This is a genomic window from Methylobacter arcticus (genome assembly GCF_050917435.1).
Taxonomy (GTDB): domain Bacteria; phylum Pseudomonadota; class Gammaproteobacteria; order Methylococcales; family Methylomonadaceae; genus Methylobacter_A; species Methylobacter_A titanis.
This window is the reverse complement of the sequence record NZ_CP159583.1, coordinates 2627164-2651234: the sequence shown is the minus strand read 5'-3', so window position 1 is coordinate 2651234 and position 24071 is coordinate 2627164. Positions and strand designations below refer to the sequence as shown.

Annotated in this window: 27 protein-coding genes; 17 read left to right on the top strand and 10 right to left on the bottom strand. The window is 47.2% G+C overall.

From position 1 onward, the window contains the following. Positions 1-79 precede the first annotated feature (79 nt). Positions 80-211, bottom strand: a complete 132-nt coding sequence (locus tag ABXJ76_RS12620; protein WP_432740942.1) for a hypothetical protein — start codon at positions 209-211, stop codon at positions 80-82. A gap of 265 nt (positions 212-476) precedes the next feature. Here ABXJ76_RS12620 and yegQ point away from each other — a divergent pair, with 265 nt between their 5' ends. The 5 genes from yegQ (at position 477) to ABXJ76_RS12595 (ending at position 4506) form a co-directional block, all read left to right on the top strand. Next, positions 477-1817: a tRNA 5-hydroxyuridine modification protein YegQ gene (gene yegQ, locus ABXJ76_RS12615; protein ID WP_432746517.1), complete on the top strand. Its 1341-nt coding sequence runs from the start codon at positions 477-479 to the stop codon at positions 1815-1817. 223 nt (positions 1818-2040) lie between these two features. Further along, the gene (gene rraA / locus ABXJ76_RS12610) at positions 2041-2526 is read left to right on the top strand and encodes a ribonuclease E activity regulator RraA (RefSeq protein ID WP_432740940.1); all 486 of its coding nucleotides are present in this window, start codon (positions 2041-2043) and stop codon (positions 2524-2526) included. 36 nt (positions 2527-2562) lie between these two features. Continuing rightward, complete coding sequence (gene ispH, locus ABXJ76_RS12605; RefSeq protein ID WP_432740939.1) at positions 2563-3510, top strand: 4-hydroxy-3-methylbut-2-enyl diphosphate reductase; 948 nt, start codon at positions 2563-2565, stop codon at positions 3508-3510. A 244-nt stretch (positions 3511-3754) separates the two neighbouring features. After that, positions 3755-4114, top strand: a complete 360-nt coding sequence (locus tag ABXJ76_RS12600; protein WP_432740938.1) for a rhodanese-like domain-containing protein — start codon at positions 3755-3757, stop codon at positions 4112-4114. Continuing rightward, entirely contained in the window at positions 4114-4506 is a 393-nt protein-coding gene (locus ABXJ76_RS12595; RefSeq protein ID WP_432740937.1) for an RNA-binding S4 domain-containing protein, read from the top strand. The genes ABXJ76_RS12600 and ABXJ76_RS12595 overlap by 1 nt, the downstream gene beginning before the upstream one ends. A 3-nt stretch (positions 4507-4509) precedes the next feature. On the opposite strand, the gene ABXJ76_RS12590 is transcribed toward ABXJ76_RS12595, so the two are convergent. From ABXJ76_RS12590 to ABXJ76_RS12580, 3 genes are read right to left on the bottom strand one after another with little or no spacing between them, the layout of a single operon-like run. Then, a complete protein-coding gene (locus ABXJ76_RS12590) occupies positions 4510-4842 on the bottom strand; it encodes a TusE/DsrC/DsvC family sulfur relay protein (protein ID WP_432740935.1) in 333 nt (110 codons plus the stop codon). Next, a complete protein-coding gene (gene tusB, locus ABXJ76_RS12585; protein WP_432740934.1) occupies positions 4833-5123 on the bottom strand; it encodes a sulfurtransferase complex subunit TusB in 291 nt (96 codons plus the stop codon). Before tusB ends, ABXJ76_RS12590 begins: the two co-directional genes overlap by 10 nt. Position 5124: 1 nt before the next feature. Then, positions 5125-5445 carry a DMT family transporter gene (locus ABXJ76_RS12580; RefSeq protein WP_432746516.1) on the bottom strand — a complete coding sequence of 107 codons (321 nt, stop codon included), beginning with the start codon at positions 5443-5445 and terminating at the stop codon, positions 5125-5127. A gap of 205 nt (positions 5446-5650) precedes the next feature. Between ABXJ76_RS12580 and ABXJ76_RS12575 the strand changes: the two genes are divergently transcribed. Then, positions 5651-6370, top strand: coding sequence for a flagellar brake protein (locus ABXJ76_RS12575; protein WP_432740933.1), 720 nt, complete (start codon positions 5651-5653; stop codon positions 6368-6370). Positions 6371-6487: 117 nt separating this feature from the next. On the opposite strand, the gene ABXJ76_RS12570 is transcribed toward ABXJ76_RS12575, so the two are convergent. Next, entirely contained in the window at positions 6488-7432 is a 945-nt protein-coding gene (locus tag ABXJ76_RS12570) for an IS1595 family transposase (RefSeq protein ID WP_432740931.1), read from the bottom strand. A 143-nt stretch (positions 7433-7575) separates the two neighbouring features. Here ABXJ76_RS12570 and xseA point away from each other — a divergent pair, with 143 nt between their 5' ends. After that, on the top strand, positions 7576-8940 hold the full coding sequence (gene xseA, locus ABXJ76_RS12565; protein ID WP_432746515.1) for an exodeoxyribonuclease VII large subunit: 1365 nt from the start codon (positions 7576-7578) through the stop codon (positions 8938-8940). Here the strand turns inward: xseA and thpR are convergent. From thpR to ABXJ76_RS12550, 3 genes are read right to left on the bottom strand one after another with little or no spacing between them, the layout of a single operon-like run. Continuing rightward, the gene (gene thpR / locus ABXJ76_RS12560; RefSeq protein WP_432740930.1) at positions 8924-9469 is read right to left on the bottom strand and encodes an RNA 2',3'-cyclic phosphodiesterase; all 546 of its coding nucleotides are present in this window, start codon (positions 9467-9469) and stop codon (positions 8924-8926) included. The two genes, xseA and thpR, sit on opposite strands and share 17 nt — an antisense overlap. A gap of 15 nt (positions 9470-9484) precedes the next feature. Further along, positions 9485-10330 (bottom strand): sulfurtransferase, encoded by an 846-nt coding sequence (locus ABXJ76_RS12555; protein ID WP_432740929.1) that lies wholly within the window; start codon positions 10328-10330, stop codon positions 9485-9487. 4 nt (positions 10331-10334) lie between these two features. Continuing rightward, positions 10335-11318: an NAD(P)H-quinone oxidoreductase gene (locus tag ABXJ76_RS12550; protein ID WP_432740927.1), complete on the bottom strand. Its 984-nt coding sequence runs from the start codon at positions 11316-11318 to the stop codon at positions 10335-10337. 384 nt (positions 11319-11702) lie between these two features. Here ABXJ76_RS12550 and ABXJ76_RS12545 point away from each other — a divergent pair, with 384 nt between their 5' ends. The 9 genes from ABXJ76_RS12545 (at position 11703) to erpA (ending at position 19767) form a co-directional block, all read left to right on the top strand. After that, positions 11703-13706: an N-6 DNA methylase gene (locus tag ABXJ76_RS12545; protein WP_432740924.1), complete on the top strand. Its 2004-nt coding sequence runs from the start codon at positions 11703-11705 to the stop codon at positions 13704-13706. A gap of 32 nt (positions 13707-13738) precedes the next feature. Further along, a complete protein-coding gene (locus ABXJ76_RS12540; RefSeq protein WP_432740921.1) occupies positions 13739-15130 on the top strand; it encodes a hypothetical protein in 1392 nt (463 codons plus the stop codon). Between the two features lie 3 nt (positions 15131-15133). Then, positions 15134-15919 (top strand): hypothetical protein, encoded by a 786-nt coding sequence (locus ABXJ76_RS12535; protein ID WP_432740919.1) that lies wholly within the window; start codon positions 15134-15136, stop codon positions 15917-15919. A 78-nt stretch (positions 15920-15997) separates the two neighbouring features. Beyond that, complete coding sequence (locus ABXJ76_RS12530; RefSeq protein WP_432740917.1) at positions 15998-17332, top strand: hypothetical protein; 1335 nt, start codon at positions 15998-16000, stop codon at positions 17330-17332. Between the two features lie 48 nt (positions 17333-17380). Next, positions 17381-17614, top strand: coding sequence for a hypothetical protein (locus ABXJ76_RS12525; RefSeq protein ID WP_432740915.1), 234 nt, complete (start codon positions 17381-17383; stop codon positions 17612-17614). Continuing rightward, positions 17554-17952, top strand: a complete 399-nt coding sequence (locus ABXJ76_RS12520; RefSeq protein ID WP_432740913.1) for a zeta toxin family protein — start codon at positions 17554-17556, stop codon at positions 17950-17952. Before ABXJ76_RS12525 ends, ABXJ76_RS12520 begins: the two co-directional genes overlap by 61 nt. Further along, positions 17949-18146, top strand: coding sequence for a hypothetical protein (locus ABXJ76_RS12515; protein WP_432740910.1), 198 nt, complete (start codon positions 17949-17951; stop codon positions 18144-18146). Before ABXJ76_RS12520 ends, ABXJ76_RS12515 begins: the two co-directional genes overlap by 4 nt. A 169-nt stretch (positions 18147-18315) precedes the next feature. Next, the gene (gene argC / locus ABXJ76_RS12510) at positions 18316-19347 is read left to right on the top strand and encodes an N-acetyl-gamma-glutamyl-phosphate reductase (RefSeq protein WP_432740908.1); all 1032 of its coding nucleotides are present in this window, start codon (positions 18316-18318) and stop codon (positions 19345-19347) included. Between the two features lie 24 nt (positions 19348-19371). Then, the gene (gene erpA, locus ABXJ76_RS12505; protein ID WP_432740906.1) at positions 19372-19767 is read left to right on the top strand and encodes an iron-sulfur cluster insertion protein ErpA; all 396 of its coding nucleotides are present in this window, start codon (positions 19372-19374) and stop codon (positions 19765-19767) included. Between the two features lie 85 nt (positions 19768-19852). Here erpA and ABXJ76_RS12500 read toward each other — a convergent pair whose 3' ends face one another. Together ABXJ76_RS12500 and ABXJ76_RS12495 are read right to left on the bottom strand one after the other, a co-directional pair. After that, complete coding sequence (locus ABXJ76_RS12500; protein WP_432740904.1) at positions 19853-21016, bottom strand: anhydro-N-acetylmuramic acid kinase; 1164 nt, start codon at positions 21014-21016, stop codon at positions 19853-19855. An 8-nt stretch (positions 21017-21024) separates the two neighbouring features. Beyond that, complete coding sequence (locus tag ABXJ76_RS12495; protein ID WP_432740902.1) at positions 21025-22542, bottom strand: peptidoglycan DD-metalloendopeptidase family protein; 1518 nt, start codon at positions 22540-22542, stop codon at positions 21025-21027. A gap of 168 nt (positions 22543-22710) precedes the next feature. Here ABXJ76_RS12495 and tyrS point away from each other — a divergent pair, with 168 nt between their 5' ends. Further along, entirely contained in the window at positions 22711-23907 is a 1197-nt protein-coding gene (tyrS, locus tag ABXJ76_RS12490; RefSeq protein ID WP_432740900.1) for a tyrosine--tRNA ligase, read from the top strand. Positions 23908-24071 lie beyond the last annotated feature (164 nt).

The window sequence follows — 24071 nt, the reverse complement described above, 5'->3', positions numbered from 1 at the left end:
CTTGTACTCCAGTATGGCGACATTGTGAGTAGCTGGAGTGCAAGCTCTGCTTGCGCACAGGCAAAGCCTGTACTCCGAGTTATTCATCATCATCTTCATAAGGTTGCGCCTTTACCTTATCAGGAATTTTCGGTATTTTAGCTGAGCGCAACAGCATCAATGCGCTGCCCAAAACAAACAGCACTATGACTATAAACAACACTATCCACATCGCATTTCTCCCGTTTTTGGCTTGCCTAAGCCGGTTACGATAGAATACCGCTACCTGGATTATTGACCTACTCAATATGACAAATATGTCTGAAACCAATTTACATTTACCCGAAGGGCGTCAGGCAGAACAGACTGACGTGACCAATCCGCCGGGAGCGGATTTGCATTTACCCGAAGGGCGCAGGGCAGGACAGCCCGGCGTGACCAATCCGCCGGGAGCGGATTCGCATTTACCCGAAGGGCGCAGGGCAGGACAGCCCTGCGTGAAACAAGTCGAATTACTTTCTCCTGCAGGAACGCTTAAAAACATGCGTTATGCTTTTGCCTACGGCGCCGATGCCGTTTATGCAGGATTGCCGCGTTATAGTCTGCGGGTGCGCAACAATGATTTTCTTGAAGATAATCTGGCCAAGGGCATCAATGAGGCGCACCAACTAGGCAAAAAGTTTTTCCTGGCGACCAATGTGATTCCGCATAATGCCAAGATTAAAACCTTTGTTAAGGATCTTACTCCGATTATTGCGATGCAGCCGGATGCCCTGATTATGGCCGATCCGGGTCTGATTATGATGGCGCGGGAAGCGTGGCCGGATATGCCGATACATCTGTCGGTACAAGCCAATACGGTCAATTATGCGTCGGTCAATTTCTGGAAAAGCATGGGCGTTGAACGGGTCATTTTGTCCCGCGAATTGTCGCTGGATGAAATCGAAGACATTCGCCAGCGCTGCCCTGATACCGAGCTTGAAGTATTCGTCCACGGCGCGTTATGTATCGCTTATTCGGGACGCTGTTTGTTATCCGGGTACTTCAACCATCGCGATCCTAACCAGGGCACTTGCACCAATTCGTGCCGCTGGAAATACGACACGCTGCCCGCCGAAGAAAATGCCGAAGGCGATTATCTGCCTGTTGGCGAGGTGCTGTCCATGTCCGACATCAGCAATGCCAGTTGCGGCGGTGCGGAAAGACATCCGTTGGCAGACAAGGTGTATTTCCTGGAAGAAGAAGGCCGTAAAGGCGAGTTGTTGCCGGTCATGGAAGATGAAAATGGCACCTACATCATGAATTCAAAAGACTTAAGAGCCATCGAGCATGTGCAGCGACTGGTTGAAATCGGCATAGACAGCCTTAAGATCGAAGGCCGCACCAAGTCGCATTATTATGCGGCACGTACGGCACAAACCTATCGTCAGGCGATTGATGATGCGTTGGCGGGGCGTGCGTTTCAGCCGGAATTGCTCGGGGTTTTGGAAAACTTGGCCAATCGGGGTTATACCGACGGTTTTTATCAACGCCACCATACCCATGAGCAGCAAAACTATATCACCGGTTATTCCAAAAGCCATCAGCAGCAATTTTGCGGCGAGATCAGAAATTATGATCAGGCAACCGGTCTTGCGACTATTGATGTTAAAAACAAGTTTTCGGTCGGCGATAAACTGGAATTGATACTGCCGACAGGCAATCAGGATATTATCGTCGAACGCATGGAAGGCATGTTCGGGCAAGTGATGGAAGAAGCGTCGGGCGGCGGCTACGAAGTGAAAATACCGCTGCTGGAAATAGGCGGTGATAAGGGTCTGCTGGCGCGTTATACTTGAAATAACGAAAGGCTAAAAAAGCTTGCCACTTACCTTTAGTATTCTGCCCTTTTAGGTAGCTCGCAATAAATATAATGGAACGCAGGTGAATATGATTAAATATGGATAATTTATGAAAAATCTTATTTAAATCATAATTATCAGCGTCATCAGCGTTTTATTTTTTGCGGGTTACCTTTGCCTTTTGCCCTTCGCCTTATTTTATCCTTTTGAGACTTGAATCATGACCTTTACTACAGCCAATCTTTGCGATGCCCATTCAGAGGAAGAAAACTTCCAAATTGCCGAGCCGTTGCTCAAATCTTATGGCGGTCAGGCTGGTTTTTGCGGCCAAATCACCACAGTCAAGGTTTTTGAAGATAATGTCTTGATCAGAGCGGTTCTGGAAGAGAAAGTCGAAAACAGGGTGCTGGTTGTTGATGGCGGCGGCTCCCACCGTTGCGCTCTGCTGGGCGAGGATCTGGCAAGGATCGCTATCGCCAATGGCTGGCAGGGCATTGTCATTCATGGCTGCATCCGCGATTCTGCAATCATCAAGCAACTTCCTATCGGTATTCTGGCATTGCATACGCATCCGTTAAAAAGCCACAAGAAAGATCATGGCGACCGCGATTTATTGGTTACTTTCGCCGGAATCAATTTCAAGCAAAATCACTTTTTATATGCTGATACCGACGGAATTATCGTCTCAGAAACCCTCTTGGGTTAAAATGACCGCACATTAACCTAGCAAAGAACTCAAGATATGCAAATTATACTCGCTAACCCCCGTGGATTCTGTGCCGGCGTCGACCGGGCTATTGAAATTGTCGACCAAGCCATTGAGGCTTTTGGTGCGCCTATTTATGTTCGTCATGAAGTTGTTCACAACCGTACGGTTGTTGACGGACTTAAAGAAAAAGGCGCTATTTTCATTGAAGATTTAACCGATGTGCCGGTTGGTTCTTATTTGATTTTCAGCGCCCATGGCGTATCCAAGCAGGTACAAAAGGAAGCTAAAGAACGTAATTTAACGGTTTTTGACGCTACCTGTCCCTTGGTTACCAAGGTGCATTTGCAGGTCGCCAAACATGCCAAAGAGGATCGTGAAGTTATCCTGATCGGTCATGCCGGACATCCGGAAGTTGAAGGTACCATGGGGCAATATGAGCGCTGTACCGACAAGGGCGGCATTTATCTGGTAGAAACGCCGGAAGACGTTAAAAACCTGGTGGTAAAAAACCCGGATGATCTGGCTTATGTGACTCAGACTACCTTGTCGATGACCGATACCAAGATCATGGTCGACGCCTTAAGAGCGCGCTTTAAAGGCATACAGGAACAGAAAAAAGACGACATCTGTTACGCTACGCAAAACCGTCAGGATGCGGTTTTCGAACTGGCTAAAACAGCCGATATTATCTTGGTAGTCGGCTCGCCGAACAGCTCCAATTCCAACCGTTTACGTGAAATTGCACAACAGTTAGGTAAAAAGTCCTATCTGATCGATACCGCAAAAGATATGCAGCAAAACTGGTTCGACGGCATTGCCGTGGTCGGCGTTACCGCTGGAGCCTCTGCACCGGAAGTCCTGGTTCAGGAAGTGATCAATCAGTTAAAGCAATGGGGCGGACAATCGACTATTGAGATTCAAGGTATAGAAGAAAAAGTGGTATTTTCTTTGCCTAGAGAATTAAAAAAACACATCAATTAGCATTCCCTATTACGGGGTGATCACTTCAGTGACCGCCCCGACACTTCTTTTTGTATTTGTGACTCCGGGACTGTGCTCATCCAGCCGTGCGTTGTTAAAATAAAGACAAAAACTATTTTTTTTATCTAAAATAGCCCTCGCTGTAAAACCAATCTTAACGCTAAGAATGAAAAGGCCTCAAATATCCTATAAAAACTAACTCTTAGTTATTACTAACATAACTTTTATTTTCTCAGAGATGATTATGATACTTACTGCAATGGATCTTGTTGCCCAAGCTAAACAAAATATCGTTGAAATCGATATTGATGCTGCAAAAAATTCCCTGGAAACAAGTCTAATCCTGGATGCCAGGGAGCCTGCTGAATATGCCGCAGGTCACTTGCCTGGCGCGTTCAACATACCTCGAGGCGTATTGGAATTCAAGATAGGCTCACATCCTGACTTTCAGGACAAACAAGACGCCCACATCATCGTTTATTGTCAGTCCGGCGGCCGCTCTGCCTTGGCAACAGAGGTATTAAGCAAAATGGGCTTTAACAATGTCGTCAGCATGGCTGGGGGATTTAAGGCGTGGACTGACAACGGCAATGAAGTCGTCTAGTGTCTGAGCTGGAAGCTATCCGCCTGGATAAATGGTTATGGACTGCGCGTTTTTTTAAAACGCGCAAATTGGCCGCGGAGGCTATTGCCGGCGGGAAAGTTCATGTTAATGACCAGCGCAGCAAACCCGGAAAAGAAGTCAAAATCGGCGCAATGCTTTCCATCAGTAAAGACAATTATCGCTGGGACATTACGATTATCGCTATTAACGGTCAACGGCGCTCGGCTAAAGAGGCGGTTTTGCTCTATGAGGAAAGTGCTGAAAGCCTTACCAAGCGTGAGCAACAAATCATAAAGAACCGTGAGCAGCGGGAGTTATTCGACTTTAGCGGCAGGGAGCATAAGCCGAATAAAAAGGAACGGCGTCTGATTCACCAGTTTAAGCAAGGCTAGGGGCTACAAACAGGTAGGCGGCTTAGGCAAACCAGCCAGCTTGCAGGCGTATTTTAAAGGGCCGTCCGGAAATAACTTATGCAAATAACGACTGTTGCCCTTAGCCTCGCCTAATGCCTTGGCAATCGCTTTAGTAAAAACCCGCGCATTGGGCAAATGTTTAAATTGCTGATAATAGCGCCGAATAAATACAATAATTTCCCAGTGCTCATCACTCAGCTTGATATGGTTTAAGACAGCCAGTTGCAGAGCGACCCCTTCATTCCAGTCAGCCTGATCCACCAAAAAACCTTGGTCTGTTGTCTTCAGGCGCACATTCTGGTCTATCAAGTCCATGACTGAATAATCGGGTTAGTAACGGTCAATTCAACCAGTTCGGCATAGGTTATTGCTTCGATGCCTTTAACTAACTCATCAGCAGTGATTCCACGCACGGCAATGTCATCTGACAGCACACAAAGGCGATTACTGCTAAGTTGTTTGGCTAACGCATCACTTATGTTGCTATGTTGATATACCCGCAGAACTGCGTTTTCGAGAAATACCGCCACATCGCCGGAATCCATACGCTCCAAGACCGCAGTGTCAATCGGCGACTGAAAAATAAGGTGCAGCACGTTAAGCGTTGTCCGTTAATTTAAGGCCGATAATGCCAGCAACGACCAGGGTGATTGACAATAAGCGATACCAGTCAGAAGATTCTTTAAAAAGGAAAATGCCTAATACTGCCACACCGACTGCGCCCATGCCGGTCCAAACGGCATAAGCCGTTCCCAGTGGCAGCGTTCTAATTGCTATGATCAATAAATAAAAGCTACAACCGCCGGAAACCATCGTTATGATGCTGGGCCAAAGCTTGGTAAAGCCTTGGTTATATTTAAGACTTAAAGCAAATATTATTTCTGCAAATCCTGCGGAAAATAAAAGAAACCACGCCACGAATACCTCTTTCCTTTGTGCCTGAATACTAAATATTCTACAATACACTAAATTTAACAGCATTTTAAAAAATTTAGGGCTCTCAACGAAACACTAAGTTTTTCTAGTGATGCTGCTTTTTTTCTGATTCCTCATAAGTTATTGCTAATAAAGAAAATAAAATTATAATTTTCGATGATGGCCTTAAAGAATATTCAAAGTGACAATGAGCGACATATCATCTTTTTCGGTTCAAAATACCAAACAAATAATTCATCATTTAACGCTCTTATTAAAAAGCAGATGCCTGCTAAGTGCTCGTTTTGGGACGAATAGTGAGTCCTATATCACGACCTTGCTCGGAATCGATGGGAAAAACAATACCGTAACTCTAGACTGCGGATCTAAAGAAGATTTAAACCAACGGCTACTTAATGCCGGTAAGGTTGCATTCGATGCGGATTATAACGGTATTAAGGTTTCTTTTGCCGGAGTTGAGCTGAAAGAAATCACCCATAAGGGAGAGATGGCATTCAGTATAACTATTCCTAAGTCGCTTTATTGGATGCAGCGTAGAGAGTATTACAGGGTAAAATCGCCGCTTTCAAAACCCAGTTATTGCCAATTAATACGAGAAGATAGGGATCCCGTTAACCTTAAGTTATACGATATTAGTCTTACCGGTTTTGCAATGCTTAATGTATCGAAAGATATTTCTGAATTAATGAGCTCCGGTAAAACTATGGCGCAATGTAAGCTTATTCTTTCGGACGCGGGTGAGGGCATGATTTCTTTTGAGATTTGTGCCAAGTACATCATTAACCCTGACAAATTACAAAAAATTCAAAAAATAGGCTGTAAGTTCATCAATCTAGCGCGTCCGGTTGAAGATATTATTCAACGTTATATGCAGCAGATTCAACGAGAAAACTTACAGAAAGAATGATTGAATGAATGACAGTCATAGTCTTCCTCGATTTTTACCCGAATGACCTCTTCTATTTGAGTTAACCGTCCAGCGTTATATCAATCGGCTTCAACCAGAAAGCATACAAAAACCTGATTACCCATAATCCTCAGCCATCTTCAGTAGCCGCATAGGCATAGGTGGTGTTCTGACTGCAACGTAACATAGGCGGGGCAGCATATCCTCAAGGACAAATCGCCGATTGAAGCGATAACAAAATTCTGCCAAATAGCGCGGAAGGTGTTTATGATTGATAGCGTGATAAGTCCTGTCAATCGACCTTTTGACATTACCTATCATCGTATTGACCCAAGTGAAGGGTTCCAGCGAGACACATTCAGGGCCTCCACCGGTTACGATGCTGGTATGCTGGCATCCTGCCTTGGTAACAGCGGCAAAACAGGCCAGTCCGTCCGAGACCACGTGACTGTCGGTGCTAAGATGGCGCTTCGCCCAACGAGTGATTTCTTTGGAGCGGAACCCGTTGACCACAGTCATGTTCATGGCAATAGGATGTCCTTTTTCGTTGACCGACACAGCCGCCACAAAAGGTGTTTTGTTGGGTGAACCCCGTCCACGCTTGCCTCCCCGATGTTCGCCGCCCCAATACACGTCATCCAGTTGGATGACGCCGGATAACGGCTTACTATCATCACGCTCCTTCATTACTTGCATCAGCTTCTGTTTGATGCTCCAGGCGGTATTGTATGAAACACCTAATTGACGGCGCAGTGAAAGGGCAGAAACGCCAGTTTTTGCTTGTGTGGTCAAGTGGATCGCGAGAAACCAAGTTGTTAACGGGAGCTTCGTCGCAGAAAAAATGGTGCCACTAATGAGGGAATGTTGATGGTGGCAGTGATTGCACTGATAAACCACCCGTGTTTTCAGGGAGCAGTAGCTTTGCCCACCGCATTCAGGGCAAACATAGCCTTGAGGCCAGCGCCACTGAAACAAGGCTTTTCGGCATTGCCCTTCACTCCCATAATTTTTCATGAACTCGCCCAGGCTATAGCCTTTTTGAAATTGAACTTTGTTTTTCATGACGTTATCCCATCCGTATGGTAGATACTGTCAGTATAGACATTCTTGTAACATTGGCTGTTCTTTATGGGTAATTAGGTACAAAAATGAGTGAGCAGCCATTGGCTTTCCTTAACAAGCACATCCTCAGTTCACGTAAAACCATGGTTACAACCTCCACATCGACTGCTATACAGCGCAATATCATCACTGTTACCCAGCTTAACCGTGAAACCAGTCAATTGCTTACCGAGCATTTCCTGTCTGTATGGGTTGAGGGTGAGTTGTCCAACACCGTACAACCTTCATCAGGACATATTTATTTTACGCTGAAGGACGCTAACGCTCAGGTACGCTGCGCGATGTTTCGCACTCAGCAACGCCGACTGGGGTTTAAACCGGAAAACGGCAAACAGGTCATCGTCAGGGCGCAAGTCAGTCTATACGAACCCAGAGGCGACTACCAGTTGATCGTCGAGCATATTGAGGAAGCCGGCGAAGGGGCTTTACGCAGGGCGTTTGATGCATTAAAACTGAAGTTGTCCGAACAAGGCTTGTTTGATGCCGCGCACAAACAAATCCTGCCTACGCTACCAACAGCAATCGGCGTCATAACCTCTCCATCAGGCGCGGCCATCAGAGACATATTGGCTGTGTTACAAAGACGTTTTCCGGCGATACCGGTGATTATTTATCCGGTTGCGGTGCAGGGCGATAACGCCAAACATGAAATTGCCAAGGCGATAACCACCGCCAATCGGTTTAAGCAATGCGACGTTATCATTCTCGGACGGGGCGGCGGGTCATTGGAAGATCTTTGGGCGTTCAATGAGGAGTTGGTCGCCAGAGCCATTTTTGCCAGCGAAATTCCGATCATTTCAGCGGTCGGGCACGAAACCGATTTTACCATTGCCGACTTTGTCGCCGACCTGCGCGCGGCAACACCCTCGGCGGCCGCAGAATACGCCAGTCCCGATCAGCAGCAATGGCTATCCCGGTTCGTGTACCTGGAATCGCGGCTGCAACAGCAACTGCAACGCAAGCTGAATCAAAAACAGCAGACCTTGGACTGGCTAATAAAGCGTCTGCAACGGCAACATCCCGGCCAGAAACTGGCAGGAAACGTACGACGCATGGATGAACTTGAAGCCAGACTTAAGCAAGCCATCTACACTAAACTCCGTCATATGAACGGCATTGTTGAGGCGAAAGTCGCTCAATTATGGCAACATAATCCCGCGATAACCATTAACAGCCACAAACAACGGCAGGCCTATTTGAGTCAACGCCTGATTGGCGCAACCAGACATAAATTGGAGCAGTTTAATCAGCGCTTATTCAATGCCAGTCAGACCTTGCATGCGGTCAGTCCGTTGGCAACATTAAACCGGGGTTATGCGATGACGCTCGACCCGTCTTCCGGGGTAATCATCCGCTCTACCGAACAACTTAAGCCAGGCGATATGGTTCAAACCCGCCTCGCGTATGGCCGGTTCACCAGCGAGATTAAAGTTATTGATCGGGATTAGCAGTGGGTTTGATAAAAGGCCATTGCTGTATCACCTGATAACGGATGCCGTCCGGTTCGCTACAGGATTCAATCAGACAAAACGCCTCGGCGCGCCAGACTATCGGCTCAATCTTCACGTCCGGCAAATAGCGGGCATGCCGGGCCAGGGTAATATGCGGGGTATAAGGCCGGGTATCCGTTTGCAGACCGCAATTTGCCGCCGCCGCTGTCAACGCCGATGCCAATATCATCGCGTTCTTCGGCGCGGGTTGTAAGCAGGTCAGGCATAAAATCTTAGGCCTACTCCAATAACTTAAGCTGTCGAAAGTTAACTCAAAAGGCTGGGCAGTAATACCGTCGACGGACTGTTTAATCAATGATTCAATATTTTTGTCAACCTGCCCCAAAAACACCAGTGTTACATGGAGATTATGGGGTTGCACCCATTTGCATCCTTTAGCCGCGATAGACTGGTTCAAGCGCGCCAATGCTTGCCGGTTTTCATCATCGGGCCATAAGGCAAAAAATAATTTTGACGTATCAGGCATGGTTTTAACTCAATATCAGTCTTTCGCAACCGCCCGGTTTTTATTCCTGATCCACTCGCTCCAGGATCCCGCATAAAGTCTAGATCCGGTTAATCCTGCATGTTCCATCGCCAATAAGTTATGGCAGGCGGTGACGCCGGAGCCGCAATAATGGACAACTTGTTCGGGTGCACTAGCGCCGATAAGCTGTTTAAATTGTTCGCGCAATTGTTCCGCCGATAAGAACAAGCCGTTGCTGTCCAGGTTTAATTGAAAGGCCCGGTTTAATGCGTAGGGAATATGGCCTGCAACCGGGTCGATAGGTTCTTGTTCGCCGCGATAGCGTTCAGAGGTTCTGGCATCGATCAGGCAAATGGCTTTTCGGGCCAAGCTGTTTTGCACCTGTACCGCATTAAGCCATGCGGCTTCGTTCAGATACGGTCTGAATGTGGCGGGCTTAACTTTGGGCAAGGTTGTGGTGATCGGCAGCCCTTGTTTTTGCCATTGCTTGATGCCGCCGTCCAATAAGGCAACCTTGTCATGCCCCATGCAACGCAATAGCCACCATAAACGGCCTGCAAAAGCACCGCCTGCATCGTCATAAACAACAACCTGGCTGGTGTTGGTTATGCCCCAGTCCCCCAGTTTTTTTGCCAATAATGCAAAGTCGGGCAAAGGATGACGGCCGGTAAAATCGGTTATCGCTGAAGACAAGCCTTTGTTTAGATCGACATAGCGGGCATGGGGGATGTGTCCGTGCCGGTAGGCTTTGGCACCGGCTTGGGCATCCGCTAATGAGAAGCGGCAGTCGACGATGATCCAATCGGGATTGTTAAGTTGTTGATGGAGTGTTTGTGTGGAAATGAGCGTTGTGTAAGTCATAGTTTTATACCGTTAAGATGATTTTACCGATGTGTTGACTGCTTTCCATCAGTTGATGGGCTTTTGCGGCATCGGTGAGTGCAAAAGTTGAATGGATAACCGGTTTGATTGATCCGGATGCTAATAAAGGCCAGACCTTTTCAAGCAACTGCTTGGCGATTGCGGCTTTAAAAGCATCGTCCCTGGCTCTTAAGGTCGAGCCGGTGATGGTGAGCCGTTTGAGCATGACGGGCAGCAGGTTTAGTTCGGTTTTTGAACCGTTTTGAATGGCGATTTGCACCAGTCGACCATCATCGGCCATGCATTTTAGGTTGCGCGGGAAATAGTCGCCGCCGATCATATCCAGGATAATAGCTACGCCTTGGTTGTCGGTAAGCCGTTTGATTTCTTCGACAAAGTCCTGTTCCTGGTAGTTGATCGCGGCATCGGCGCCTAGTTGCAGACAGAACTCGCATTTAGCTTTTGAGCTTGCGGTGACTATGATCTTGGCGTTGAAGGCTTTGGCAAGTTGTATTGCTGTAGTGCCTATGCCGCTGCTGCCACCATGTACCAGCAACGTTTCGCCGGGTTGAAAATGGGCGCGGTCAAAGACATTGCTCCAGACGGTGAAAAAGGTTTCCGGTAATGCCGCAGCCTGAGTAAAAGACAGTCCTTCCAGTATGGGTAGGCATAACGCCGCCGAGGCAAGGCAATATTCGGCATAACCGCCGCCGGTCACCAGTGCGCAGACCCTGTCGCCTTCATGTAAATGGCTGACGTTGTCGCCCAATGCCTGAATGGTTCCTGCGACTTCAAGTCCCGGAATGTCGGATGCGCCGGGCGGGGGAGGATACAGGCCTTGGCGCTGCATCACATCGGGTCGATTGACACCGGCGGCAGCGACCTTAATTAACACCTGGTTGGCTGACGGCGTGGGCATGGCGCGTTTTGTCGGCTTTAAAACACCGTTGTCGATTTCAATGGCAAGCATTTGTTTGGGTAGCGGCATAGTTACAACAACGTCAATAAACTGAGTTGCGATTATTATATGCCCAAGTTATTGATACGCTAACTTAAAATAATGGAACACGGATGGCACGGGGTTAAACGGATTTTTCAAATAATGGGTAGAATGTACATTGCACACTATTTACGAATACAGGGATCATCAGGTATTCAGATGGCGTATCAAAATTTCTGTGTGAGTGGGCTTTTAAAAGTAGGGGGCGATGTTCTCACACTTGGCTTTATAGTCTTTGGCGAGGTTATGCCTAAAACATCAAACGGAAGAAATCAGTCTATAATGCGCCACCTCATTCTACTTTAGAAAACGAATTTCAGGGCTGGATCGAATATGCAGTCTTAAATTATTACAATACATGGAAAATAGAAAATGTTAATCAAAGAACTGCTCGACAATCTCAACTCGGCAGTGCTTACCGACCTGTTTGGCAGTAAAGTAATCGAAGCCGTTGAAGAAAAACTTGTTGAAAAAAATGGAAAAAGTTACGTAAGTTGCCTAGTTCGTAACAAAGAAGTCATAGCAAAGCCGGAAGAATTAGTACGCCAACTTTGGCTGCATCGTTTGGTGGTCGATTACAAATACCCGATTTCCCGCCTCACCGTGGAATACCCGGTTACCTTTGGTCGGGACAGCTCAAAACGCGCCGGCATCGTAGTGTTTGACGCTGATCGACCTACAGTTCCCTACCTCATAGTCGAGGTCAAACAAGGTAAGCTAAAAGATGGTAAGGAACAGCTACGTTCTTACACCCACGCCACCGGCGCACCGCTCGCCTTGTGGTGCAACGGTGTTCAGGCGATTGCTTGGCATCGTAAGAACCCGAATTACTTCGTCGAAATTCCCGATGTCCCCAGCGCCACTCAGACTATCGACGACATAGTAGGCCAACCTTGGACGGTAGATAACCTTATCGACATCGAGAAAAAGCGCGAAGCGGAAGGCAAAGGCGCGCGCAGTCTCAAACAGCTGATTGAGGACATGGAAGACGAGGTTCTTGCTAATGCCGGTGTGGACGTGTTTGAGGAAGTCTTCAAACTCATCTTCACCAAGCTCTACGACGAGATGTATTGCTTCCGGGGGCGATATAAATACTTGCGTTTTCGCAACAGTAACACTGCCGCCCAGCTCAAGGCCAACATTCAGGGCTTATTCGACAATGCTCGCAAACAATGGCCTGGCGTCTTTGCCGACGATGAAAAAATCAAGCTTGGCCCGGAACACCTGCAAGTCTGCGTCGGCTCGCTGGAGGAGTGGAAGCTGTTCAACTCCAATCTGGACGTAGTAGACGAAGCCTTCGAATATTTGGTCAACAAATCGTCTAAAGGAGAAAAGGGCCAGTACTTCACACCGCGTTGGGTCATCGATATGTGCGTAAAGATGCTGAACCCGCACGAGTCGGAAACTGTTATCGACACTGCCTGCGGTTCGGCGGGTTTCACCGTTCATGCAATCTTTCACGTATGGAAGCAAATTCTCGAAGACGAAGGCTTGCCTGTTTCCCACCTGTTCACCATGGAAGACAAGCCGCAACGCTGCAAAGACTATGTGCAAGATAAAGTCTTCGCCATCGATTTCGATGAAAAGAGCGTACGCGTAGCCCGTTGCCTCAACCTCATCGCGGGAGACGGGCAAACCAATGTGTTGCATCTGAATACTTTGGATTGGCCGAAATGGGATGAACGCATCCGCCAGGATGAAGATTGGCAGGAAACCTACGGTCCAGGTTGGACCAAGCTTAAGAAGCTAAGGGCAGTGAAGAACAACAATCGCGCCTTTCAGTTCGACGTACTGATGGCCAATCCGCCTTTTGCCGGTGACATAAAACAAAGCGACATGCTTTCGCCTTACGAGCTGGGTCACAAAATCAACGGCAAACTAGAAACCAAGGTGGGCCGGGATTTGTTGTTCATCGAGCGCAATCTGGACTTTCTGCGCCCCGGCGGGCGCATGGCCGTTGTGTTGCCGCAAGGCCGCTTCAATAACGCCAGCGACAAACGGGTGCGGGAATTTATCGGCGAACGCTGCCGCATTCTGTCGGTGGTTGGGTTGCACCCCAGCACCTTCAAGCCCCATACCGGCACCAAGACCAGCGTATTGTTTATACAGAAATGGAACGAAGATACCGCCGACCCGCGTTATTACTGCCCTAAATTGGATGACTACCCCATTTTCTTTGCTACTCAGAAGTTGGAATCAAAAGACACCAGCGGCGAAAAGATTATCGCCAAGGATACGGATGGCAGCTTGCTGCGCGACACTCATGGTCATTGGGCGATCCAGCACGACTTGTTTAATCATGAGGGATTGACTCAGGACGGCATAGCAGAAGCTTTTGCGGAATTCGCCGCCAAGGAGCGACTTAGTTTTTTTTGAATAGCCCCTTTGACGAGGCCCGGTATTGGGACTTGTTAGAGGGGCTGGAAGTAACAGTGCTTCCGCTATCGAAGGTGTATGAAGACAATATCGCTTTTCGAATCGATAGTGAATTCAACTTGAAACCGCATCTTGCCATCATTGAGCAACTTCGAAAGCTAGGAGCTGAGCGATTTGGTGATTCAGCTCCGATTATTATCCATCCTCACGAAATTGAGCGCGAGTATGTTGAGGAAGGAGGTGTCTGGTTTTTTAGGGCGCAAAATTTGCGCCCTCTTGAAATATCAGAGAATGACAAGGTTTTCGTATCTGCTGCTGATGCTACAAGGCTTGAAAGAAACCGACTTCAAGCTAACGATTTGATAATTACTCGAACTGGCGCGAATGCGGGCGACTGTGCTTTGTTCAACGTCGATGAAGATGCTCTTGCCTCATCGCATACATTCATTATTCGTAGTGGCGCTTGGCCGCATCATTTCTTGGCAGCCTTCCTAAATTCCTATTATGGTCGTTCACAAATCATGAAGGGCCGTTATGGCGCGGCTCAACCGGAAGTCGCACCTAACTACTTAAGAAGCATCTGGATTCCTCGATTCAATTCGGGTTTTTACGCGGCAATAGGACGCATATTTGCCAATGCCAAAGAACAACGTGATGTGGCCTTTACTCAACTTGAGTTTGCCGAGCAGACTCTACTTTGCGCTCTTGGGCTTTCAAATTGGCAGCCACCTGAACCGCTGGCTTACATCCGTTCCAGTCGAGACGCTTTTGCCGTAGGGCGGCTGGATGCAGAGTATTTTGCGCCCAGAGTGGCGGAACTATTGGACTATCTGAGCAAGGACGGCCTCAGTATCGGCAATGTAGCCCCTGTACGGCATAAGCGTTTCATGCCGGACAAGACGGGAAATTTCAACTACATCGAAATCGGCGGAATACGAGCGGATGGCACTGCCGTTTCGGAATCCATCCTCCATGCCGAAGCTCCCAGTCGCGCCACTTGGTATGTAACAGCGGGCGATGTTATCACTTCTACGGTGCGCCCTATACGCCGCCTGTCCGCACTTATCGCAGCAGAACAGGGTGGACACATTTGCTCTTCTGGTTTTGTCGTATTGCAACCTGCCGCTATCTTGGCGGAAGTGCTGCTGACCTATCTTCGCTTGTCGCCTGTGTGCGAACTGATGGGCTTGCATACCAGCGCCAGCCTATATCCAGCTATCTCTGAATTGGATTTACTGGCGATTCCTATACCACGCATCGAAGCAGCGACTCAAATTCTTGTAGCGGAAAATGTGCGCGCTGCTCAATCCAATCGTTGCCGTGCCGCCGAACTTCTTGAAGCAGCCAAACACGCAGTAGAAATCGCCATTGAGGATTCCGAGGAAGCTGCACTTTTCTATCTTAAATCAGTAAAGGAACCTTGAGCCATGTCTAATACTTTTATTGATAATCGGGATGCCTGGATGAGGCTTTCGGATGTTGATTATCTCGGCCAGTTCGTGAAGTCATGGCTCGCCTTGAATGCTTGGTATCGGAGTGCCTACACCGAAACACAAGATCGAAAAATCATTAACGAAATCAAATGGAACAGTAATCCAGTTGCTAGTTATCTGCGTCCGTTATTAATCCAGCAATCCGATGAAGCGGAGCAGTTCCGTGCTGAAATTGGTTTGCTACACCATCGGCTAGAAAACTACGAAATAATTACCGGTAAAGGTAATACGAAAGAACGAATTACACTTACAAATATCTTCCTCAAGGAAAATCCGCCTTGCGTGAAGAATGGCCAGTCTCACGGCTGTTTATTCTCCGTCGAACGAATCCAGAATAAGAAAATAACAGTCAAAGTTCTTGGAAAAACTGGCAATCCTATCTATCAGTTAACGCAGTCACATTATAATCTTACTGGTCTACAAGATGATCCAGCTTATGGAAAACTAAGTGCGTCACGACAAAGCTATCTGCGCGCACTATATGACTCCGCAGCACCTCGATTAATTGCTGATCTCACTAATGGGAATGAAGCATCCATCCAATGCGGAGCCCATACTTTCGGATGCTCACGGGAACACTTATTCGCAGGGCTCGTTGAAGCGGTATATTTAATGCGGTGTACATTATTTCATGGCGAGCTATCGCCGACGAGAGACGCCGCAGCCTGCTACGAGCCTGCTTATAGAATAGTGCGGCGATTTTTGGAGTGCATAAATTGAGCTCCATTCAAAGTCGTCGAATTGACAAAAAATTAATCTAATTTTCCATCGATAATCAAGCATAAGGACAATAACCGAATGAGCGAACATCTTCTTATATTGGGCGCTGGCGCGGATCGTACCGCTGGCATTGATTTTCCTTTAGCCAATACGCTGCTTGCAGATGTGACGCGCTATCTCGATGGCCCCGGTAAACCTGTGGACGAAGCTTTACGGGCTATGCTGCCGGGCATGCGTTTCAGTTTCAATTCGATGATCGCACGGGCAGTTGATAAGATTGCCACTCGGGAACCCTACGAGCAAAAAGCGATGGTGCAGCGTGTGCAGGAAGCGATTGCAAATCTGCCTTCTGACAAAGAAAATGTTCGCAAGCACGGCGAACTGATCATTCGTCTGTTCAATAAATTAGCGGCAATTGCCGAGAATAGCCAGCTCGACGAGGAGACGGAACAATTGATCCGCGAAGTATTCCCCAAGGATGCAGATGACTTGATCGACAGCGATTCCATTCTGGACATCCACAAGCTGTCTCTGTCCGATACTTTCAAGACGGTGCTCAAACGTACGCTAAAAATGGGGCTGAGTTCCGACCGGCACGAAGTCGCTGCTGCATTGGGCGCGGACATGCTCAATATCGAAACCCTGTTGATCGAGAAATTTCTGGGCTTTTACAATGAAAGGCTGCCGGACATTAAAAACTATCTATACATCTCTTGGGCGTTGTGGGCGTTTCTTGTCGCTCGGCAGAAGGAGGTGTTGGCGGTTCATGGTGCTAATCCTCTGCCGTTCTACGGCAACGTTCCCTCCAACGTGAGGGCTATTACGCTCAATTACACTTCTTTTCTGCAACAGCACTTGGGTAGCGACAACCCTATCTATTTTCACGGCGGATTGGCTGAATATGTACGGATGGATACACGGGATTTGCTGTCTATCGAAAACATTCTGGACTGCGATCCGGCTACGTTTATCCGTGAAGTAGTTGCGCCGAATGTGGATGTCAAAAATGAAGATTTACGTGAGCAAAGGCATGTCATTCCTGCCCTCGTGCCGCCTTTGCGTTTGAAACCGATTCTTTCTCACCGATACATTGATTTGTGGAGCAAGGCCTCCGATTGGGTAAAAGAGGCTCAACGAATTGTGGTGGTTGGCTACTCGTTCAACAACGCCGACGAACACTTCAACGATATTCTCAGAGTTCATCCAGACCGTTACATTGACATAGTTGCGCCGGAAGCGAATAGCGCTGCTTTTTTAGGGCGAATGGAAAAAGTGTTCGGTACCGCAGCTAATCAATATAACAAAATCACAGTAAATGGGGTTTCCGCTCTTCAGGCAAAAAAAGCGCGATTAATTCCAGCCAGAGCAACTGAAGTTGACTTATCAGTTCTTTTCACTGGAAATAATAAATAATTACTGCTGAGTTTGTTCTGAAATGGTTATGCAAATGGAGATAACTTGATGCCAACCTGCTGGATTATCGCCGGACCGAATGGTGCAGGAAAAACCACTTTTGCACTGGAATATTTACCGAAGGTTGCTCTTTGCCGTCATTTCATCAATGCCGACCTGATTGCAGCTGGCTTGTCGCCGCTAGCACCTGAGCAGCAATTATTGGCGGCCAGCCGTTGTTTTTGCATGAGATCGAAGAACGCATTGCCGCCGGACAAGATTTTGCCTTTGAAACTACGCTAGCCGGACGAAGCTATCTCAAGTTGATACGCCGATTGCAAGCCAGTGGATGGAGGGTAGAACTAATCTACTTAGCCTTGCCCAATGCGGAAATATCGCGCTTGCGTGTGGCGGAGCGCGTCGTCCACGGCGGGCATGATATTCCCAAAGATGATATTGCCCGACGTTTTCCGTGCAGTCTGCGCAATCTTTTTCAGCTATTTTCCCCGTTGGCTGATCAGACATTTTGTTTCATGAACAACGATAGAATACCAGAACTGGTATTTCAGCAAAACGCTGAGCAGCGGCTGGTGTTTCACCACGAATTCTTTCAACTTTTGCAACAAGAGGCTCAACCATGAGTGTTCAAACGCCCCCAACCCCCAGTCAGGAAACACAAGTCATACTCGACTGTTTGCGACAAGCTGTTACGAAAACACTGGATCGCAAGCGGCGACTGGGACAGTATGCGGTGCTATGGTCGGGAGGTGCGCCTATCGCCGTTGGCGAGGATGCGCCTGTGCAGTTAACGACACGAACAGTTTCTCAGGACTGAACAAGCGATAAGCTGCCATGCGCTTTGCCGGTTTTAAATCACCGGTGTCAATTCAAATCGTAAGCATCTGTTCAGAAAAGGCATAGTTACAACATCGTCAATAAGCTGAGTTGCGGTTATTATAGGCCCCAGTTATTTTCATAAACAATGTGTGGACAGGATAAAACAGATGATTCGTGCAGGTATTGTGGGCGGAACCGGATATACCGGTGTTGAGCTATTGCGGATTTTGGCGTTGCATGCGGACGTTGAGGTGTCGGTCGTCACGTCACGCGCCGATGCCGGGCTTAGGGTGGATGCGCTTTATCCCAGCTTGCGCGGTGCTATCAATGCGGTATTCAGTTTGCCCGAAGTCGAAACCTTGGCCGAGTGCGATGTGGTGTTTTTTGCGACGCCGAACGGTACGGCGATGCTGATGGCGGAGCAGTTGTTGGCGCGTGGGGTTAAAGTGATAGACCTGTCAGCTGATTTCAGGTTGAAAGACGTAAAGCAATGGAGCAAGTGGTATGGCATGAAGCATGCTTGCCCCGATTTAATCGCCGAGGCGGTTTATGGTTTGCCCGAATTGAATCGTGAGGCGATTAAACAGAGTCATTTAATCGCTTGCCCTGGTTGCTATCCAACTGCTGTGCAATTAGGATTTTTTCCGTTGCTGGAAAACGATCGGGTTGATGTTAAGCATTTAATTGCCGATGTTAAATCGGGTGTCAGCGGAGCAGGGCGTAAAGCGGAGCTGGCGACATTAATGAGCGAAACCGGCGAGAGTTTTAAAGCTTATGCAGTTGGCGGGCATCGGCATTTGCCGGAAATTGTACAGGGGCTTGAGTTGGTGGCCGGTAAATCGGTCGGATTGACCTTTGTTCCGCATTTAACGCCGATGATTCGCGGCATACACGCTACGTTATATGGTCAAGCGCATGGCAGTCTGGACGATGTACAGGCCTTGTATGAAAAAAGATACGCCAATGAAACGTTTGTCGATGTGCTGCCCCAAGGTTCGCATCCTGATACCCGGAATGTCCGTGGCAGTAATAACTGCCAGATTTCGATACATCAGCCGCAGGGTGGGCAAACTATCGTGGTGTTATCGGTGATTGATAACTTGGTTAAAGGGGCAGCGGGGCAGGCGGTGCAAAATATGAACTTAATGTTCGGGCTAAAGGAAGACTCAGGATTAAAGAGTATTGCTCTTTATCCGTAGGGATAAATAATCCATTCATAATTCTTGACTAAAAAGCTTGGTATAGTCATAATCCTATCTACTTTCATTTTTTATAGTGTTAAATGTATGTCTAATGCGATAGTTTTTACTGACAGCGCCGCTTCTAAGGTGGGTGAATTAATAGCCGAGGAAGGTAATGATAATCTGAAGCTGAGGGTTTATGTTTCAGGCGGCGGTTGTTCAGGGTTCCAATACGGCTTTACTTTTGATGAAGAAGTCAATGAAGATGATACCAGTGTTGAAAACGGCGGTGTTACGGTATTGATTGACTCGATGAGTATTCAATATTTAACCGCCGTTGAAATCGACTATAAAGATGATTTGTCGGGTGCCCAGTTTGTTATTCGCAATCCTAACGCGACCACGACCTGTGGCTGCGGGTCTTCTTTTTCAGCGTAGCTGATCTATAGTTTCTTCCCTCGGGGCGACAGGACTGTCATCTACAAGGATGTAGGCGCTTAGCGTGAGCACGACTTGCATGGACTCAGGAGGTAGCGCAACGCAGGAGCAGTTGCCGAGGAGCGGAAGCTGTGTCCTTTTTGTTGCCCTGATAAATCCCCCCAAGAATAACGGAGTTAATGGCTCCTGTGACTTCTTTAAGATTACCCGGCAGATTGTTTATGGTTTGTCTGGCTAACCATGCAAAAGCCATCGCCTCGACATGATCGGGATGAAGGTGATATTTTTCTGTTGATTCAACAGGGCATCCAATGTATTGCTGGATGAGTTCCAGCAAATAGCCATTGTGTATGCCGCCGCCGCAAATCAATACCCGCTCAGTAGCCGGTGCGTACTTTTTAATCGCATCGCAAATGGTTATCGCCGTTAAAAAACATAAGCTGGCCTGTATGTCTTCGGCCTTGTAACTGAATGCGTCGAAATACTGATAAACCCAAGGTAGTGAAAAATACTCTTTGCCGGTGCTTTTTGGCGGGGCGGTATTGAAATAAGCATCTTGTTTTAACAGCGCCACCAAGTCATGATCAATGTTGCCGGATTTACCCCAGGCACCATTTTTATCATAAGACAGGTTCCGGTGCAGCTTGATCCATAGATCCATCAAGGTGTTGCCGGGGCCGGTATCAAAACCGATGACTTGTGCCGACAGCTGTTTAGGTAATACCGTAATATTGGCGATGCCGCCGACATTGACGATGCAGCGATGTTCGTTCGGGTGATGGAACACGGCTTGATGAAAAGCCGGGACCAATGGTGCGCCTTGACCTTTGGCAGCAATATCCCGGCGCCTGAAATCAGCCACGGTGGTAATGCCGGTAAGTTCGGCAATAATATTGGGGTCGCCGATTTGCAGGGAAAAAGGGAGTTTTATCTCGGGCGCATGGTAGATGGTTAGACCGTGACTGCCGATGGCATTGACTGCTGAAGCGGGAATATCGGCTTTAGCCAGCAAGGTATTAACCGACTCAGCGAATAAGACACCTAGTCGGGTGTCCATAGCGCCATATTCTTTAAGCGAGATTAGCGCGTCAGGCTTGCTGAGTTGCTGAATTGTACTTTGAATTTCGTCGGGAAAGGGCAGGTATTCAAATTCGATCAGCTCGATTTTGTTGTCTTTGAAGTCAACAAGAGCAGCGTCAATGCCATCCAGGCTGGTTCCGGACATGAGTCCAATATAAAGTTCGGGCATTGCTTGAGTTAATCGTAACGAGATGATCGTATGGATGCAGGAGGTAGGGCGATGTCGGGAGCAATAGCCTCCTGATTTTTTGCAAATAAGCTCTTGGCTTTGGTCTGATTAAGCTGAGCATAAAACGGTTGGGTTTGCGCTTTAAAGTCAGTCAGTAATGCGCTGCTGATAGGCATTGAATGCGGTATCTTGACGGTTTCCGGGTCGCGATAAAGTCCATCGACATGAAATTCATAATGCAAATGTGGGCCGGTCGCTAAGCCGGACTGGCCCACATAGCCAATAACATCGCCTTGTTTAACGTGATTACCGGCGGTTAAGCCTTTTTTGAAGCCGGACATATGGGCATAAAGTGTTTCATAGTGATCGTTATGTTGAATAATCACGACTTGCCCATAAGCGCCTTTGCGTCCACTGAAGGTAACAATTCCATCTCCGGTTGTTTTTACAGGTGTTCCGGTTCTTGCTGCATAATCAATGCCTTTGTGAGCCCGAATTCTGTTCAGGATAGGGTGCTTACGGTGCATGTCAAAATGGGAGCTGATTTTTATGAAATCAACAGGCGTGCTTAAAAACGCCCTTTGCATGGATTGTCCGTCAGGCGAGTAGTAACTGGTTGTGCCAGATTTATCTATGTATCTTATCGCTGTGTATGATGACCCTTGGTTAACGAATTCGGCGGCAATAATGTCATCACTATCAGTCTCTGTGCCATTAACTATTTTTTTGCCATAAACAATCGTGAATTGATCGCCAGGACGTAGATTGGTGGCAAAATCAATATCCCATGCAAATATATCCGTCAGTTGCAGGATTAGCTCTTTTGATAAACCGACTTCGAGTCCGTCGAGAAATAAAGAGGTCTCTATAGAGACGTGAGCCGTGTTAGTTTTTATGGTTTGTGGGTGATTGAATGTGATTGGATATAATTGTTTATCATTATTTGTCTGGATAATTTGATCTGTCCTGGTGTTACCCAGATTCAGCTCGGCAGGTACGTGCTTTTGCTGTTCTTTGTGGCCTAGTACGGGTTTCAGTGATTTGGAAGCAATAAAGATATGTTGTCTGCGCGCAGGTTCAAAAGCAACGGCTGGATGAGATGTGTGCTTCGATTTAGCCGAGGCAATGGCTTGTTTGTTATGTTTTGATTTGGTGGCAATGAGTGCCTTGTTGTTTCTCGCGGATTTGGCGACAACGGATTGTTTGTTGTTTTTTAGTTTGGTTGGAACAACCGCTTGTTTTTTTGTAATAGATTTTTTTTGCGTAGCTGCCTTGTTGGCAGTGGTCGCATTTTTTTTGTTAGCGGACTTCGATGTGACGGCGGTTTTTTTGCTGTGTGGTGTCGATTTAACTGCAGCTACGATACTTTTCTTGTTAACCGTTTTGGTATTTTTTGAATGAACATTGGCAGCATGAACCGTTTTGGCTGTTGTGCTTTTGCTGATGGGTTTTGTCTGAGTGTGGCCGGCTACTGAAAAGGCTACGCTAATTCCAAAGAGCATGGATGTATAGATTTTTTTTTTCACTAGGCTAAATAATTGAAATTTACGTAAATCATAAAAATTAATGAATTTATAGTTTCATTCTAAGTGGTTTTAGGCGTTTTTACCAATTTTAGGCTAAGCAAAGTTTTTATTCAGGGAGTTGATTATTAATTCTATAATGAACTATTTGTAAATAGTTGGAGAAGGAAATTGCAAGAGGACGTATTGGCACACCTACTTAGAGGGACTGACGAGGTTTTAATTAAGCAAGAATTAATTAAAAAGCTGGAAGAGGGGCGGCCTCTTCGCATTAAGGCGGGTTTTGACCCAACTGCCCCTGATTTGCATTTGGGACATACTGTTCTGATTAATAAATTGAAACAGTTTCAAGATCTCGGGCATGAGGTATTGTTCTTGATTGGCGATTTTACCGGGATGATCGGTGATCCAACCGGGAAAAATGTTACGCGTAAGCCATTGACTCGAGATGCGGTGATTGATAATGCAAGAACCTATGAAGAGCAGATATTTAAAATTCTGGATCCGACTAAAACGCTGGTGATGTTCAATTCAAGTTGGATGAACGCCATGTCACCTGCTGATTTAATTCAGTTGGCAGCAAAACATACCGTAGCCAGAATGCTGGAGCGAGATGATTTTAGCAAGCGCTTTAAGGGTGGGCAGCCCATTGCGATACATGAATTCTTGTACCCATTAATACAAGGCTACGATTCGGTGGCGATGAAAGCCGATGTGGAGTTGGGTGGTACGGATCAGAAGTTTAACTTGCTGGTTGGACGGCAGTTGCAAGAGGCTTTTGGACAAAAGCCTCAAGTTGTTATAACTATGCCAATTTTGGAAGGGCTGGATGGCGTGCAAAAAATGTCCAAGTCACTCAATAATTATGTGGGGATAGCTGACTCTGCCGATGATATGTTCGGCAAACTCATGTCTATATCAGATGAGTTGATGTGGCGTTACTTTGAATTGCTGAGTTTTCGCCCCATGGCTGAGATAGGGTTATGGGCAGAGGAGTGTAAGCAAGGCGCCAATCCGAGAAATTATAAAGTAAAGTTGGCTCAGGAGATTATAGAAAGATTTCATGATGCTGCTGCTGCGGTCAAGGCGTTGGAAAACTTTGAAGCCAGATTTCAGCGTGGCGCGATGCCTGATGAAATGGAAGAGCTGGAATTAAAGATTGAGGGGGCAAGTTACGGTATAGCAAATATATTGAAAGATTCCGGATTGACGGAGAGTACATCCGAAGCTAATCGTATGATAAAACAGGGCGCGGTAAAGATTGACGGAGAAAAGGTTTCCGATCAAAAAATGGAGATTACGGCAGGTACCCAGCATGTTTATCAAGTAGGAAAAAGAAAGTTTGCGCGAGTTAAGATAACTGCTTGACCTTATGAAAAGGCGATGTATAATACGCAGCTCTTCCGGGGTAAACGCCCTGGCAGAGACGCAGCAAGAAATAAAAGTTAACAGGATGTTGACAAGCGGACGGGATAGGTTACAATGGTCGGCTTCTTCGGGGTTCGGTAAACGACTTCGACAAGGACGGCAAG